This is a genomic window from Mycoplasma marinum, assembly GCF_004335975.1.
Classification (GTDB): domain Bacteria; phylum Bacillota_I; class Bacilli_A; order Mycoplasmatales; family Metamycoplasmataceae; genus Mycoplasma_K; species Mycoplasma_K marinum.
Genome location: NZ_PSZO01000023.1, coordinates 1 through 15,330 on the forward strand (window position 1 = coordinate 1; position 15,330 = coordinate 15,330).

16 protein-coding genes are annotated in these 15,330 nt (G+C 28.8%); 14 read left to right on the top strand and 2 right to left on the bottom strand.

The features are described 5' to 3' along the window. Nucleotides 1-124 precede the first annotated feature (124 nt). Both C4B24_RS03970 and C4B24_RS03975 read right to left on the bottom strand, forming a co-directional pair. Nucleotides 125-1,477: a glycine--tRNA ligase gene (locus C4B24_RS03970; RefSeq protein ID WP_394343193.1), complete on the bottom strand. Its 1,353-nt coding sequence runs from the start codon at nucleotides 1,475-1,477 to the stop codon at nucleotides 125-127. Nucleotides 1,478-1,627: 150 nt separating this feature from the next. Beyond that, nucleotides 1,628-2,107, bottom strand: coding sequence for a DJ-1/PfpI family protein (locus C4B24_RS03975; protein ID WP_131599481.1), 480 nt, complete (start codon nucleotides 2,105-2,107; stop codon nucleotides 1,628-1,630). Between the two features lie 115 nt (nucleotides 2,108-2,222). On the opposite strand from C4B24_RS03975, the gene C4B24_RS03980 reads away from it, so the two are divergent. The 14 genes from C4B24_RS03980 to C4B24_RS04045 all read left to right on the top strand — a co-directional run bounded on the left by C4B24_RS03980 (nucleotide 2,223) and on the right by C4B24_RS04045 (nucleotide 15,185). Next, nucleotides 2,223-2,975 carry a deoxyribonuclease IV gene (locus C4B24_RS03980; RefSeq protein ID WP_394343194.1) on the top strand — a complete coding sequence of 251 codons (753 nt, stop codon included), beginning with the start codon at nucleotides 2,223-2,225 and terminating at the stop codon, nucleotides 2,973-2,975. Nucleotides 2,976-3,021: 46 nt separating this feature from the next. Continuing rightward, complete coding sequence (gene rpmG, locus C4B24_RS03985) at nucleotides 3,022-3,174, top strand: 50S ribosomal protein L33 (RefSeq protein WP_131599482.1); 153 nt, start codon at nucleotides 3,022-3,024, stop codon at nucleotides 3,172-3,174. Nucleotides 3,175-3,270: 96 nt separating this feature from the next. Further along, nucleotides 3,271-4,305, top strand: coding sequence for an aminopeptidase P family protein (locus tag C4B24_RS03990; RefSeq protein WP_131599483.1), 1,035 nt, complete (start codon nucleotides 3,271-3,273; stop codon nucleotides 4,303-4,305). Between the two features lie 201 nt (nucleotides 4,306-4,506). Beyond that, entirely contained in the window at nucleotides 4,507-5,880 is a 1,374-nt protein-coding gene (locus C4B24_RS03995) for a substrate-binding domain-containing protein (RefSeq protein ID WP_131599484.1), read from the top strand. A 6-nt stretch (nucleotides 5,881-5,886) separates the two neighbouring features. After that, complete coding sequence (locus C4B24_RS04000) at nucleotides 5,887-7,209, top strand: ATP-binding cassette domain-containing protein (protein ID WP_131599485.1); 1,323 nt, start codon at nucleotides 5,887-5,889, stop codon at nucleotides 7,207-7,209. Between the two features lies 1 nt (nucleotide 7,210). Beyond that, nucleotides 7,211-9,160, top strand: a complete 1,950-nt coding sequence (locus C4B24_RS04005) for a PhnE/PtxC family ABC transporter permease (protein ID WP_131599486.1) — start codon at nucleotides 7,211-7,213, stop codon at nucleotides 9,158-9,160. A 132-nt stretch (nucleotides 9,161-9,292) separates the two neighbouring features. Further along, complete coding sequence (efp, locus tag C4B24_RS04010) at nucleotides 9,293-9,853, top strand: elongation factor P (protein WP_131599487.1); 561 nt, start codon at nucleotides 9,293-9,295, stop codon at nucleotides 9,851-9,853. Next, nucleotides 9,853-10,158 (top strand): MMB_0454 family protein, encoded by a 306-nt coding sequence (locus tag C4B24_RS04015; RefSeq protein ID WP_131599488.1) that lies wholly within the window; start codon nucleotides 9,853-9,855, stop codon nucleotides 10,156-10,158. The genes efp and C4B24_RS04015 overlap by 1 nt, the downstream gene beginning before the upstream one ends. A 1-nt stretch (nucleotide 10,159) precedes the next feature. Then, nucleotides 10,160-11,992 carry a transketolase gene (locus C4B24_RS04020; RefSeq protein WP_131599489.1) on the top strand — a complete coding sequence of 611 codons (1,833 nt, stop codon included), beginning with the start codon at nucleotides 10,160-10,162 and terminating at the stop codon, nucleotides 11,990-11,992. A 79-nt stretch (nucleotides 11,993-12,071) separates the two neighbouring features. After that, a complete protein-coding gene (locus tag C4B24_RS04025; protein ID WP_131599490.1) occupies nucleotides 12,072-12,464 on the top strand; it encodes a transcription antitermination protein NusB in 393 nt (130 codons plus the stop codon). Then, a complete protein-coding gene (locus tag C4B24_RS04030; RefSeq protein WP_131599491.1) occupies nucleotides 12,442-12,909 on the top strand; it encodes a hypothetical protein in 468 nt (155 codons plus the stop codon). Before C4B24_RS04025 ends, C4B24_RS04030 begins: the two co-directional genes overlap by 23 nt. 2 nt (nucleotides 12,910-12,911) lie before the next feature. Next, nucleotides 12,912-13,634 carry a TlyA family RNA methyltransferase gene (locus tag C4B24_RS04035; protein ID WP_131599492.1) on the top strand — a complete coding sequence of 241 codons (723 nt, stop codon included), beginning with the start codon at nucleotides 12,912-12,914 and terminating at the stop codon, nucleotides 13,632-13,634. After that, nucleotides 13,634-14,776 (top strand): aminotransferase class V-fold PLP-dependent enzyme, encoded by a 1,143-nt coding sequence (locus C4B24_RS04040; protein ID WP_131599493.1) that lies wholly within the window; start codon nucleotides 13,634-13,636, stop codon nucleotides 14,774-14,776. The genes C4B24_RS04035 and C4B24_RS04040 overlap by 1 nt, the downstream gene beginning before the upstream one ends. Further along, nucleotides 14,763-15,185: an iron-sulfur cluster assembly scaffold protein gene (locus C4B24_RS04045; RefSeq protein ID WP_131599494.1), complete on the top strand. Its 423-nt coding sequence runs from the start codon at nucleotides 14,763-14,765 to the stop codon at nucleotides 15,183-15,185. Before C4B24_RS04040 ends, C4B24_RS04045 begins: the two co-directional genes overlap by 14 nt. The last annotated feature ends 145 nt before the right edge of the window (nucleotides 15,186-15,330 follow it).

Genomic DNA, 15,330 nt, shown 5'->3' on the forward strand with positions numbered 1-15,330 from the left:
ATTAGAGTTCAAAGATGTTTGGATAATAAAACACCATACGAATATTCTCGCATGATGTCCAACACTTTGAGTGTGTCTTAATTTTTTATCCTAATATAAACCATTTGAAGGTTATTTTTTTATATTATTTTATATATTTTGAAAGTTCAGAAATTGGAACTCTTTTTTGTTCCATTGTGTCTCTATCTCTAATTGTTACTTGTTTATCTTCAAGAGAATCATAATCAAACGTAATTGCATAAGGTGTACCGATGGCATCTTGCCTTCTATAACGTTTACCGATTGAACCGGCTTCATCAAATGTTGTTGAAATTCCCTTGTCAATTAATGAAAGGAATATTTCTCTTGCTTCTTTTGAAATTTTCTTTGTAAGAGGTAGAATTGCAACTTTGTAAGGCACTAAATTTTTATTTATTTTTAAAACAATTCTTTCTTCATTTTCAAGTTTTTCTTTTTCAAAAGCATCACAAATAATTGTTAGTACTAAACGATCCATTCCAAATGATGGCTCTATAACATAAGGTGTATAAACTTCGTTAGTTTGTGGATCTCTATAATGTAGTTTTTCTCCTGAATGAGAAGCGTGTGCTTTTAAGTCAAAATCAGTTCTATTTGAGACTCCTAACAATTCTCCTCATCCAAAAGGAAAGTTGTATTCAACATCGGTTGTACCTTTTGAATAATGTGCTAATTCTTCAGAATCGTGGACTCTAAATTTAACATTTTCTTTTTTAATACCAAGATTTAAAATAAAATTCATAGCCTTTTGTGTATAGTATTTATAAGCTAAATCATCTTCTCCTGGTTTAACAAAATATTCTAATTCCATTTGCTCAAATTCACGAGTACGGAATATAAAATTACCGGGAGTTACCTCATTACGGAATGATTTACCAATTTGACCAATACCAAAAGGTATTTTAGCTCTTTGCGATCTTTGAACGTTAGCAAAATTAACGAATATACCTTGTGCTGTTTCTGGTCTTAAGAAAATTGTAGATTTTTTATCTACTACAACACCTTGTTGTGTTTCAAACATTAGGTGAAACTCTCTGATTTCAGTTCATTCAGTTTTTGCATTATCATATTTTTTGATATGTTCATTTAGATAATTTTGCATATCTTCTTTTGACATTATTTCGGCATTTATTTCCGGATTGTGTTCTTCGATTATCTTATCTGCTCTATATCTTTTACCATTAGTTTTATTTTCAACTAGTGGATCTGAAAAATTACCAACGTGTCCTGAAGCTACTCATACTTTTGGGTTCATAAGTATTTTTGCATCAATACCAAAGTTATTTTCTTCCTTTGTTATGAATTCTCTTCATCATGTATCTTTAATATTTTTTGTAAGTAAAACTCCCAATGGACCATAATCTCATGTATTTGAAAGTCCTCCATAAATATCAGATCCTTGGTAAACAAAACCAGTTTGTTTAAGGTGATTTACTATTTCTTGCATATCTTTTTTCATTTTAACTCCTTTATTTATAGACTCTTTTACATTCAAAAGAATATAAAAGAGCCCTATTTGAAGGGACCAACGTTCCACCCTTCAAGGACTCTTTTTTTGATAACTCCAGGTTTCCAACCCCTTCATAGTTAATTTAATTATATAGCAAACTTATTTATTTTTTTCAACTATTGCAAATGCAAAATCAATTGAATCTAAGTAGCTTTTTGCTGTTATTATATTTCCAGATATTTCTAAACCTGTATTTTTACTCTCTTCTAATTCAAGGCCTGGCCAACAAGTGAAATTTTTGTTAGATAACAAACCATTGTCTCAAAGTATTTTTGGTGCTGCACAAATTGCATATAAATCCTTTGATTGTTCATAAAATGATCTAACAACTTCATTGACCAATTTACTTTTAGATAATTCTAATGTGCCACCAGGTAGTAAAACTCCTGAAAAATCACTTTCATTAAAGCTTGATGAATCACTAGCTTTTAATATGGAATTATATTTACCTTTAATTTCAGTTGTTCCATTAACAGAAAATAATTCAAAATTTAAGCCCTTTCTTGTAAAAACATCTATAGAACTTATTAGCTCCACATCTTCAAAACCATCTGTTGCAAAAATTGCTATTTTTTTCATTTAGACCTCCTTTTATGTTTATATTATATAATATTATTATGATAAAACTAGGAGCACACGTTTCATTCTCTAAAGCAAGTGGATATCTTGTTGGCGCAGGTGAAGCAGCAAAAAAATGAAAGCTAATTCAATGATGATTTATCTTGGTCCACCCCAAAATACAAGGAGAGCGGATACATCATTATATGGAATGGAAGAATATATCGAAAAATATAGTGAGATTGTAAAACCAGAAGATATTGTTATACACGAACCATACATCATAAACCCCTCCTCTTTAGATAAGGCGGGTTTTGCAGAAAAAATACTTATTGAAGATTCAAAGAGAATGAATTTTATTGGTGCTAATATAATGGTTGTACATCCAGGTGCTAGCACAAAATTTGACAGACAAGAATCACTAGATAGGCTAGTTAAAACCGTTGTTAATGTTATAGCGGAAACTAAAGATGTTGATATTTGCCTTGAAACAATGGCTGGGAAAGGGACTGAAGTCGGTATTACTTTTGAAGAATTATCTTATGTAATGAAAAAAATTAACTCTCCAAGAGCAGGGATATGTTTGGATACATGTCATATATGAGACGCAGGATATGATTTAAATGATCTTCCTTCTATAATAAAAATGTTGGAAGAAAATGAAATTTTAGACAAAATAAAAGTTCTTCATATTAATGATTCTAAGAATCCATTGGGTGCTCATAAGGATAGGCATGAAAATATTGGTAAAGGATATATAGGGTTGGAAGCATTAAAGAATATAGTTCATGCAAAAGAATTTTCAGGATTACCAATGATTTTGGAAACTCCACGCATAGATAAAAAAGATATTTATGATAAGGAAATAAAAATGCTAATTAGTGTATAATAGTTTTACTACTTAATAAAATAAAGAAATATTAAAGGAGATAACCATGGCTAGAGAAGGAATAACTTTAAGATGTGTAGACTGTAAAATGGAAAACTACATCACAAAGAAAAATAAAAAAACTCAAATTGAAAAACTTGAAGTTTCAAAACACTGTCACAAATGTAACAAACATACAACACATAAAGAGAAAAAATAATTTTCTCTTTTTTTATATCTTTTTAAAGTATGGGGTAAAATAAAAATGAGCTATATTTTAATATAGTTATTAATATTTTAATAAAAAGGAGAGATTATGGATAGAAGAGTTGTTGATAAACATTTTGCAGAAAAAGGAATAGATGCTATTTTTGTTATTTCAGATGAAAATAGATTTTGATTTACAAAGGTTCAGTCATCATTTGGTTACCTAATTATAGAAAAAAATTCAGCTGAATTATTTGTAGATTCACGTTATATTATTTTGGCTAAAAAAGTAGCACAAAATGCTAGCGTAAATTTACTTGAAAAAAATTCAATGACTAAATTTGCTAAGTCAAAGCAAGAAAAATACAAAAAAATTGCTATTGAATCTGATTATGCAACTTTGGATCAATTAGAAAGAGTAAAAAGATTATTTACAAATGCTGAAATAGTATTTATTTCTGGTCAAGGATTAAGAAATTTTAAAACAGAAGAAGAGGCTGAAAATATTAGAAAAGCTGCACATATTGGACTTGATTCATTTGAACAGTTGAAACCAGAAATAGTTGAAGGTAAAACTGAAAGAGAATTAGCTGCAAGATTAGAGTACTTATTTATGATGAATGGAGCTGCTAAAAAAGGATTTGATACAATCGTTGCTTCTGGAGAAAATGGTGCTAAACCACATGCTGTACCTTCAGAAAAAAAACTGAAAAACGGAGAGTTTGTTACATTTGATTTTGGTACTGTTTATAATGGTTATATGTCAGATACAACAAGAACAATTCAAGTTGGCGAAGTAACTAATCCAAAATTATTGGAAATATATTCAATAGTTGAAGAGGCTCAAAGATTAGGTATTGAAGCTGTTAAACCAGGTGTTACTGGTGCTGAAATTGATAAAGTATGTAGAGATTACATTACTAACAAAGGATACGGAGAATACTTTGGACATGGAACAGGACATGGGCTTGGTGTTGAAGTTCATGAATTACCAAATACAAGTGTAACAAATAACGAACCATTAGAAGTTGGTCATGTAGTAACTGTTGAACCAGGTATTTATATTGAAGGTATTGGTGGAGTTAGAATTGAAGATGATGTTTTAGTAACTAAAGACGGCCACAAAGTTCTATCATATAAATAATAATAATTAATAATGCATAAGCGTTATTTTTTTATTATCAAATAATTAAAATTATAAAATATATTTTATTTATTTGATTGATATTTTAAAATAACAGCCTTTGTTATTTTTTAATAACCTTTCCATAAGTTTAACACTCATATAATTTAAAAGAGTTAGAGGCTCAAATTTCAAAAATAAAATTACTAAGGAGAATAAAATATGAGAAAAAATAAGAAAGTTATGTTTTCGGTTGGAGTGCTTGCAATTATCGCAACGCCAGTAGCTACTGTTATATCTTGTGGAGAGAGTTCAAGTGGATTTGCAAAATTAGGAATTAATGCAATTTCTGTTGGTGGGACACCTTCAGCTATGAATAAATTAGTATCTGAAGATATTACTGCGGCTGGATCATGAGGAGACTCAAGGTTTTTTGCTAAAGAAAATAAAGATAAACTTCATGTGGTAGGTATTGAGAAGAAAAGAATTTCTAATGATGGTATTCAAGCTAGAGGAAATATGAAAGCAAGTGATCAAAAAGCTATTCAAATGCTTTTTACTGACTTAGTTTCTAAAGCTGTGGCTCAAAAGAAAAATTTGAAAAAATTACAAAAAAGTAATCCAAATGCAAAGGGTCCCGATTCATTATTGATAAAAGATGGAAAAGATTGGAAAACAGTATTTGATGTTTATTCACATATCGCATATAAATCATTGAAAAAAGGCGATAAAATCGGAGTTCTAAATGGAACTGATTTAGTTGAACAAGATGCAATTGGTGGATCGATTGCTCCAGCTGATACATTTGATGCAAAAGATTCAGAGTATTTTACAAAAGCTATTGAAAATAAAAATATTTCTTTTGACACTGATTTAAGTAAATATTATGCTACTAAAAAGCAAATAAACATTACTTTCATACCTTCTAATGATCCTACTTTGATAGTGTCGGCAACTAAAAAATTACAAAAATATTTAGAAAATATTGGTGTAAAGGCAATTATCAACCTTTCAAATGATTATGATTCAGCTGCTGTGGCTTTAGAAAAACAACAAGTTGATTTAGCATTCTTGCCAGCAGGAACATGATCAGCTGATTCTCCTTCTACAAACTTCATACTTCAAGCAGCTAGACCATCACAAGTTTCTACAATGAGCATAATGGGTGATAAAGCAACAATGCCAAAAAATAAAATTTCATCTGAATTCAATGCGGTATATTTATTCAATAAATATGGTCAATTATATTTACGTGATGTAACAACCAAAAAACTTAGTGATGCAAAAATATCTGATAAGCAAAAAGAATTTAAAAAAGAAGCTGCTAAAAAAGGCAGTCCAGAGTCTAAAATTTTATCTTTTGCAAATAAAGCGAAAGAAAGTGACTTTTTATCAGGAGAATACGAGTCTTGAATTTTCACTAAAAAAGGAAATAGTTTTGACAAAATTATATATCCATTGGCTCAAAAGGATAAAGAATGAAAATTACCTTACAACAAAGTTTCAAAAATATTGAAATATGGATATAACTCTACAACTTCAAGCGCTTCTTATGAATTCCCTGAATTATGATTTGCAGAGCATTTTACTAAATAATTAATTATGAATCATAAATGAAATATAGAGTTTGAAAATGCTAGTTTAGTTTATCCAAATGGTAAGGAAGCTCTTAAAAATATAAATCTAAAAATTAATGAAGGTGAAATGGTCGCTATCATAGGTTTATCTGGTGCTGGTAAAACTACACTCTTAAAAACTATAAATAAATTACAAGATATAACTTCAGGAAATTTATTTGTTGGCGATAGAACTAATGAGGCTATTGAAAATTATAAAAATAAAAAAGATATTTATAAAGAATCAAAAATAACTTTGCAAAAATTTGCAACAGAAAATGAGTTGACTGAAGAAAGAGTTAAAATTCTTTTATCTGATTTAAAAAATGAAATTAAAAATAGGGAAGTAGCAAAGAAAAAAAGAAAAAAAGTTATTGATAATCTTAAACAAGAATTGATTTTACTAAATGAACAATATTCTAAAACTATTAAGGAATTCAATTCTAAAAAAATTGCTGCACCATACTTAATTCAAATTAAGGAAAAAAAGCAAAAAATACAAAAAGAAAATACTAGACACTTAAAGAAAAATTCTATACTAAATAAAAAAATAGAAAATTACGAGAAACAAGTTGTTATTTGTGAAAAATGACAGGAAAATAAAGAATTTATAAATAAAGAATTAATTGAACGATTTAAGAAGAAAGTTGAATTTTATAAATCGGAATATTTATCTGCTAAAAAAAGTAAACCTTATTATAAAGTTAGGGATTTATCAGGAATAGCAGCAAGACAGTACAAATCAAATATCGGCATGGTATTTCAAAGATATAATTTAATTTACAAAGCTTCAGTTATAAATAATGCGTTATCTGGAAGATTAGGTAAAATGCCTTGATGAAGAGCAATAAGTGGTATTTGATCTAAAAAAGATAAAGAAATTGCATTTAAAGCACTTGCTGATGTAGGTATTTTAGAAGCTGCTTATTCAAGGGCTGAGGATTTATCTGGTGGCCAAATGCAAAGGGTTGCACTTGCTAGGACAATTTCTCAAGGTGCTAGATTATTTCTTGCTGACGAACCAGTTGGTGCTTTAGATCCAATAATGGCTAAAACAGTTATGGATTCATTTCTTGATATAAATAAAAAAACAAATAAAACCATTATTATGAATTTACACCATGTTGATTTAGCATTAATGTATGCTGATAGGATAATAGGTATAAAAGAGGGTAATGTTGTATATGATGGCAAATCAGTTGATGTTAATCTTGGTGTTTTAAAGAAAATTTATGGTAATAAACTTGAGGGTTTTGATGCTCATGAGCTTAATGAAATCATGAGAAAAAGAAAAGGTATAAAAAAATAATATGAAATTAAAAAACTTCAACAATTATAAAATAGTCAATATAAATGGGCAAGTAGTTAAGAAAAAATCTCCTTGACCAAAAATATTGATTGGTTCTTTAATTACAGTATTAATAATATTAGTTTTCTTGCATGTCCAACCAAATTTTAAAGGGCATAAAGTTTTTGCAGAACAATTGGGAAACTTTTTTAAGTATGATGATATAAGATTAGGTTTAGATAATATTACTATTAGTCAAACATTTTTTGAGACATTAAGATTATTATGAAAAACGATTTTATATTCATTATTAGGAACAGTCATCGGAGTTATAATTTCAATACCACTTTCTTTGGTTTCTTCAAAAAATATAACTAAAAAATGATATGTTTATATGCCATTTAGAATTGTAATGTCCTTAATAAGATCTATACCACCTTTAATAGTTGCATATCTTATGTTTAATGTGTTTTCACAAACACTTTCAGCAACATTAGCATTATCTGTTTTTGTAACATCAATAATGACAAAATGATTATTTGAAGAATTGGATTCAATTGATTTGAATGCATTTGTTGCTCTTCAAGCTTTGGGAAATCAAAAAAATAGATCTATTACTATGGCGGTGTTTCCCCATTTAATAAAATCAATTGTTTCTTACGGTGTTTATGCATTTGAAATGGTTATTAGATTTGCTGCAATATTGGGTGTTGTTGGAATTGCTACAGTTGGTTCACTCTTGAGTGATAAGTATAAACCTCCTACTAGATGAGGTCATATGTCAATTGTTTTATTAGTTTTGATAATCACAATTGTAACAATTGAAATATTATCAATGTTGTTTAAGAAATATATTATGGAAAGACAGATAAGACAAGTTGATATCGATAAAACAAAAAGTATTGAGTTTCAAATCGCTCAAGTTAAATACAATAAATCTAAGATTTGAATAACTAAAGCTATAGTTTCTTTGGTCTTGATAAGTCTTATAATATTATCCATTACAAGCGTTGATTGAAGCATTGCATCTCAGCAAAAATTAGAATTATTTAATGAAGGTATTAAAAAATTAATGCATCCTGAATGAAAATTCATTACTGATTTTGGAACCGGTGTAAATGCACTTGAATTAGGATTCCAAGCTGTATTGGTGGCAATTGCAGCTTCCATTATTGGTTTATTTCTTTCGTTCTTTTTCGGTATATTAGCATCTAAGGCATTTATGGGAAGATATTTTTCATGGATTTTTAAAATTATTATAATTTCAGTTAGAGCTATACCTGCGTTTGTTTATGCCATTATATTTTTATTTCTTTCACCATCTCCTAATATTGTTTTTGCTGGTGTTCTTGCACTTGGAGTCCATTCAATCGGAATGCTAGGTAAATTAACTTACGAAAAATTAGATTCGATTGATTTAGCTTCTCGTAATGCTTTAGAGGTTATGGGAGTAAATAGGATTATTTCTACTAAGTGAGCATTATTAAAAGAAGCGAAACCCACAATAATTTCAAATGCTATTTATAGAATAGAAATCAACTTTAAATCAATGGTACAAATTGGTGCGGTTGGTGCATCCTTATTTGGTTTTCAAATAGGTATATATTCTTCTGATCCAGGTAAATTTTCTTGATTAGCCCCTTATTTATTAGTGACAATAGCATTTGTTTTAGCCTTAGAACAAATTTCTAATATTTTAAGAAAAAAAATTATGACTGGTCAATTCTTTTCTAAAAACAATTTCTTTTATAAGAAAATTCACGAGAAAGAAATTGTTGATTCACTAATTTTTTCTAATACATTTAATCTTTCTTTTGATAAAAATCAAGAGAGAATTAAATTTAATAATTACATAGGAAGATTAATGATTAAATCAAAAGAAAATAAACTCAAATATTTTAAGGTAAAAAAAGATATTAAACAAGAATTAAAAGAATTAGGATTTATTAGGCTGATTCAAAAATATGAATAAGCAAATCATTTATGGTTTGTTTTTTTTAATCAACTATAAATCATTTTATTTATTGTTTATTCAACGATGAAAGTAAACTTTTTTATATTTAATATATAATTTAAGAGAAAATCTAATAATAAGGAGAAAATAATGATAGATGTAAACAAATTTAAACCAGGAATTTCATTCCAAGATGGAAAAGAGATATTTGTTGTGATAGAAGCACAGCACTCAAAGCAAGGTAGAGGTCAAGCATCAGTTAAAGCAAAAATAAAGAACTTGAGAAGTGGCGCTACAATTATGAAAACATGAACAGGTGGGGATAAAGTTAAAAAAGCTCATATCGATAAAAGAGATATGGATTATTTATATAACGATGGTACATCAGCAATATTGATGGATAGAGAAACTTTTGAACAAGTTGAAGTTTCTTTGGACAAAATTAAATGAGAGTTAAATTTTATGATCGAAGGAAGAAAAGTTATGGTTAGAGCATTTGAATCAGAAATTTTAGATATTGAGTTGCCTGCTAATGTTGAACTAAAAGTTACTGAAGCTCCTGAAGCTGTTAAAGGAAATACAGCAAATAACCCTCAAAAATTCATTAAAGTAGAAACAGGATTTGAATTCGAAGCTCCAATGTTTATTAAAGAAGGTCAAATTGTTATTGTGTCAACTGAAAATGGTAAATATGTAGGGAGATCTAATTAATGGAATACGTAATTGTTAACTACTCATTAAATCAAACATACAATGTTCATAAACAAGTTTTCATTCAAATAATTGAAAAGGCTGCATCTAATTTAAAAAATGAATTAAGAATTGTGAATGATATTCAAGCAAATATTTTTAAATTGGGAAGTGATGTAGAATTTATAATTGAAATTGAAGTTTCAAAAACAGCTGAAGTTTCTCAAGTTATTCTTGATTTTTCAAAGAATATCGAGGAAAGGGTTGTTGATGTAATGAACTCTAAACCCTCAAATATACAAATAAAAGTTATAAGGAGATTTTAAAATGGCAAATACATTAGCTATAAATACACTGAAAGTAAATGGTGTTGCTGCAATCAATAAAGCAAATTCTGGTCATCCAGGTATTGTTTTAGGTGCAGCGCCAATGATTCATACATTATTTACGAAACATATGAATTTTGATCCTAAAAACCCCAAATGAGTTAATAGGGATAGATTCATTCTTTCTGCTGGACATGGTTCTGCATTGTTATATGCTGAACTTAGATTATTAGGATTAATTACAAAAGAAGATTTAATGGACTTTAGACAATTAGGTTCACTAACACCAGGGCACCCAGAATACGGACATACACCAGGTGTTGAATCTACTACAGGACCACTTGGTCAAGGGATTGCTACAGCTATTGGTATGGCCATCGCGGAAGAATCTTTAAGAGCAAGATTCCCAGAAATAAATCACAACATTTATGTTGTTTGTGGGGATGGAGACTTGCAAGAAGGTGTTGCAAATGAAGCTTTATCATTTGCTGGTAAACAACAACTTTCAAAATTAATTATTATGCATGATTCAAATGATATCCAATTAGATACTGGTGTTAAAGAAGTATTTAATGAGGATCTTAAAAAGAAAATGGAATCTCTTGGGTTCTTCTATCAATTAGTTAAGGAAAATACAATTGAATCTATTGATAAAGCTATTGAAAAAGCAAAAAAATCAACTAAACCTTCTTTTATTGAAGTTAAAACAATAATTGGTGAAGGTGCTACAAAACAAGGCACATCCGCAGTTCATGGAGCGCCTCTTGGTTCGGATTTTGATGTTGTTAAAGCATCGTTAGATTGAAAACATGGTGATTTTGAAGTTCCGCAAGAAGTTTCAAACTTATATGAAAAGACAATATTTAAAAGAGGGGCTGAAGCTTATGCTAACTTCAAAGCATCTGCTGAATTAGAAAAATTCTTAACAAACGAAGGTGTTGAAATAACACTTGATTTAGATAAAAATACAGCAACAAGAGTTTCTTCGGGTTCAATTATCCAACACCTAAATAAAAATGTAGAGCAATGAATTGGTGGGTCAGCTGATTTATCAGGATCAACAAAAGCTACTGGTGGAGATGGTGTCTTTTCAATGGAAAACAGAAGAGGTAGAAACATTTTGTTTGGTGTTAGGGAATTTGCGATGGCTGCTATGGCTAATGGTATCGCTTTACACTCAAATTTTAAACCATTTGTTTCAACTTTCTTTGTATTTTCAGACTATGCTAAACCAGCTATTAGATTAGCTTCATTAATGAAATTGCCAGTTACTTATATCTTTACACATGATTCAGTGTTTGTTGGGGAAGATGGTCCTACTCATGAACCAATTGAACACAATGCAATGTTTAGATCATTACCTAACTTAAATTTCATTAGACCTGCTGATGAAACGGAAGTTATGGGTGCTTATGAAATTGCTTTAAATTCAACTTCAACACCAACGGTTATTTCATTAACTAGACAAAATATTGTTTCTTTGGAACAAACAACAAAAGAAGGGGTTAAAAATGGTTCTTACCATTTAAATAAAACTTCTTCCGAGTGAACAATTGTTGCAACAGGTTCAGAAGTTGCCAATGCTTATAAAATTGGTAAAGAATTAGAATTAAATGTTGTTTCAATGCCTTGTGCTGAATTAACTAACATTGATTGAGATACACAAAAAGCATTTACGGTTGAAGCCGCTACAACATATGGCATGGCTAAATATGGTAAATATAACTTTGGGATTGATACATTTGGTGAATCTGGAGAGGGGTCACAAGTATATGCTCACTTTGGACTTGATAAGGATTCGTTAAAACAAAAAATCTCAGAAATAATAAAATAATTAACTAACACTTTTTAAAAGTGTTTTTTTAAATTTAAAATGTAAATAAATATATACCATAAGGTATAATTCTTTTAATATGTCACAAACAAAATCAAGAATGAATGTAATAAACGTAATTTATATAGCAGAATTAACTGGTGAAGAACTGACAAAGTTCAATATTAGAGAAGATTATGATCTTTCAGAAAATGAGCTTAAAGCTTTGGATTGAATCATAGAAAAGAACTTATTGCTTAAAAAATTAATTACTAAATTTACAAAAGACAGTTGAAAATGAGAAAGAATCGCTCCTTTAGAAAGAGCTATGTTAATTTTTGGCGCATTCGAATTATCGTTTCGTGATAAAAAAATTGTTATCAACGAAATTGTTATCCTTGCTAAAAAATACATATATGAAGAATCTTATAAATTTATCAATGCTATTTTAGACAAGGTTGCTGATTATTATGAATCTAAAAAACAAAACTAAAAAAATACTTAAAACTAATAATATGTTTGAAGAATACAAAAAAATATTTGCTACAAAACAAACTAGATTTTTAATAACTAAAATTATTGCGACTTTGGATGCCGATATTAAACCCGAGGAATGTGCAAAACTTGAAATGATGTTAACTAAAAATGAAAAGGATATGTTTGTAAAACCAATGTCCAAAGTATCTATTTTAATAAAGGGTAATATTTTTGAAAAAGCTGATTGAAAATCTCTAGGAGAATTTCTATATTTTGTATTCCAAACTGGTGTATTTTATGCAAATAAAAAAACTGATACATCAAATATTTATAATCAAGAAAACTATAATAAATTAAATATAGAGAAAAAAATGTTATTCAATCATTTTATTGAATCAGTAAAACCTTTGAGCGATGAACACAATGTTTTAATTAAGAATATTTTAAGGGTGGTTTTATAATTATGAAAACAGTATTACAAATAATAATTGAATATGGATATTCAAAAGAAGAAGCTGAAAGATTAATTAGAGCTGGTAAAGTTAAAATTAATGGTAATGATGCCTTTATTCCTTCCGAAAAATTCAAAAATTCAAATGAAATATACATTAAAGACTCTAAAAAATGAGTTTCCAGAGGTGCTTATAAACTTCTAAGTGCATTTCAAGAGTTTAATTTAGATATAACTAATAAAGTTGGACTTGATATAGGTTCATCAACTGGTGGTTTTACAGAAGTTTTACTTTCAAAAGGTGCTAAAAAAGTTTATTCATTGGATGTCGGTACCAATCAATTAGATTTTTCATTAAGAAGAAATGAAAAAGTAATTACCTTGGAAAAAACTAATTTGAAAAAAATAAACAAGGAAATGTTTGGTGAAGAATTAGATTTAGTCGTAACGGATGTATCATTCATTTCTTTAAAAGAGGTATTTAAAGTGTTGAAGGGAACTATTGAACCTGGAATTCAATTGATGGCTCTAATAAAACCTCAATTTGAAGCTTTTTCAGATCAAGTAGAAGATGGAGGATATGTTCCTGAAAAATTACACGAAGAAATAATTAAAAGAGTTAAACAACATGCTAAAGATAATGGTTTTGAATATATTATCCATAAAGCTTCTCCTATAAAAGGTAATAAGGCTAAAAATATAGAGTATATAGCATTGTTTGAAAGAAGGTTATAATGAAAAGAGAAGAATTTAAATTTCTTAAAAAAGCAATCTACTTAGATCATGCTGCTGGTTCTTTAAAACCTAAATCGGTTATTAAAGCAGGTGTTGAATTTTATGAAAATTATTCAATAAACCCTCATTCTATCGATTCAGAAAAAGGTGTTTGATTAGTTAATAAAATTAAAGATGCTAGAGAGGCAACTGCTAAATTTTCAAATGCAAAACCTGAAGATGTAGTATTCACTTCTGGAACAACAGATTCTTTAAATAGAATAGCAAGAATGTTAGAGTTAGAAATATCTGAAGGTGATGAGATATTACTTAACACACTTAATCATGCTTCAAATGTAATACCTTGAATAGAACTTTCAAAAAGAACTGGTGCTAAACTAACTTGAGCAAACAAAATGATTGAAGGGATTACTCCAAAAACTAAAATAATGGCTTTTGCTGAAATGAATAACACGGTTGAAGATGCAAAAGATATGGAAAGCATATATAAAGTTGCTAAGGAAAAAGGTATTTATGTAATTAATGATGCTGCGCAATCAATAACTCATAAAAAAGTTAATTTTGAGCATGCTGATTTTACAGTTTACTCTTCAAATAAACTGTATGGTCCTACGGGTATTGGAATTATGTTGATATCAAAAGAATTACAAGACAAACTTCCTAATGTTGTTTTCGGTGGTGGTTCAAATGCAACTTTTTCAAAAGATGATTGAATACCGCACTCAGGAATTCATGGAAGAGAATCTGGAACTCCGAATACAGCAGGAATTTTAATGCATTTAGCAGCAATTGAATTTATGAATGAAATTGGCTGAGAAGAAATTCAAAAACATGAGCAAGAAGTAGCTGAATATGCTTATGAGCAACTATCTAAAGTTGAGGGGATTGCTTTTGCTTCGGAAAAAGGCGATAAGAATATTATTTTTAATATCAGAAACATAAACTCTCAAGATATAGTTTCATTCTTAGGGCATAGGGATATTATTTTAAGAGCTGGCCAACATTGTGTGCGTTTAATTCAAGAGAGAACAGGCAGTCCCTCTTGAATAAGGGCATCAATAGGTTTGTATTCTGAAAAAGAAGATTTTGATAAATTAATAGAACAAATTAACAAAGGTGGTGATTTTCTTGACTTCATATAAAGATCCAAATAAAAGAAGAGAAATTATTATGGATAGATATTCTAATCCAACTCATAAAGGTGAAATAAAAGGCGTTAAACCTTTAGAAAAATTCTCAACACAATGTGTAGATAATACTAAATTATATTTAGAATGAGAAGGGGAAATACTCAAAGATGTAAAACATACTTCTACTGGTTGTGCAGTATTCCTTTCTTCATTGGATTTATTCTTAGATTATGCAAAAGGTAAAAGCAAAAAAGACATATTGCACTTGTCTATGGAATATGATACTATGATTAATCAAAGTGGAGAATTTGACATAGAACTATTGGATAAATTAATTATTTTTGATAATGTAAAATCTCATCTTAATAGATTATTATGTGCAAATATAATATCTGAAGCATTTAAAGAATTATTAAAATAATAGTATAACAGGATGAAAAATTTAAAACATGACTTTTCAAAGTCATGTTTCTTCATTGTAATTTAAAGTGCAACACTTTTACAGTTATAAATAAATTATACAAAAATTGTATATTAAAGATTCGGACTTGAAATGAGTTCGAGTT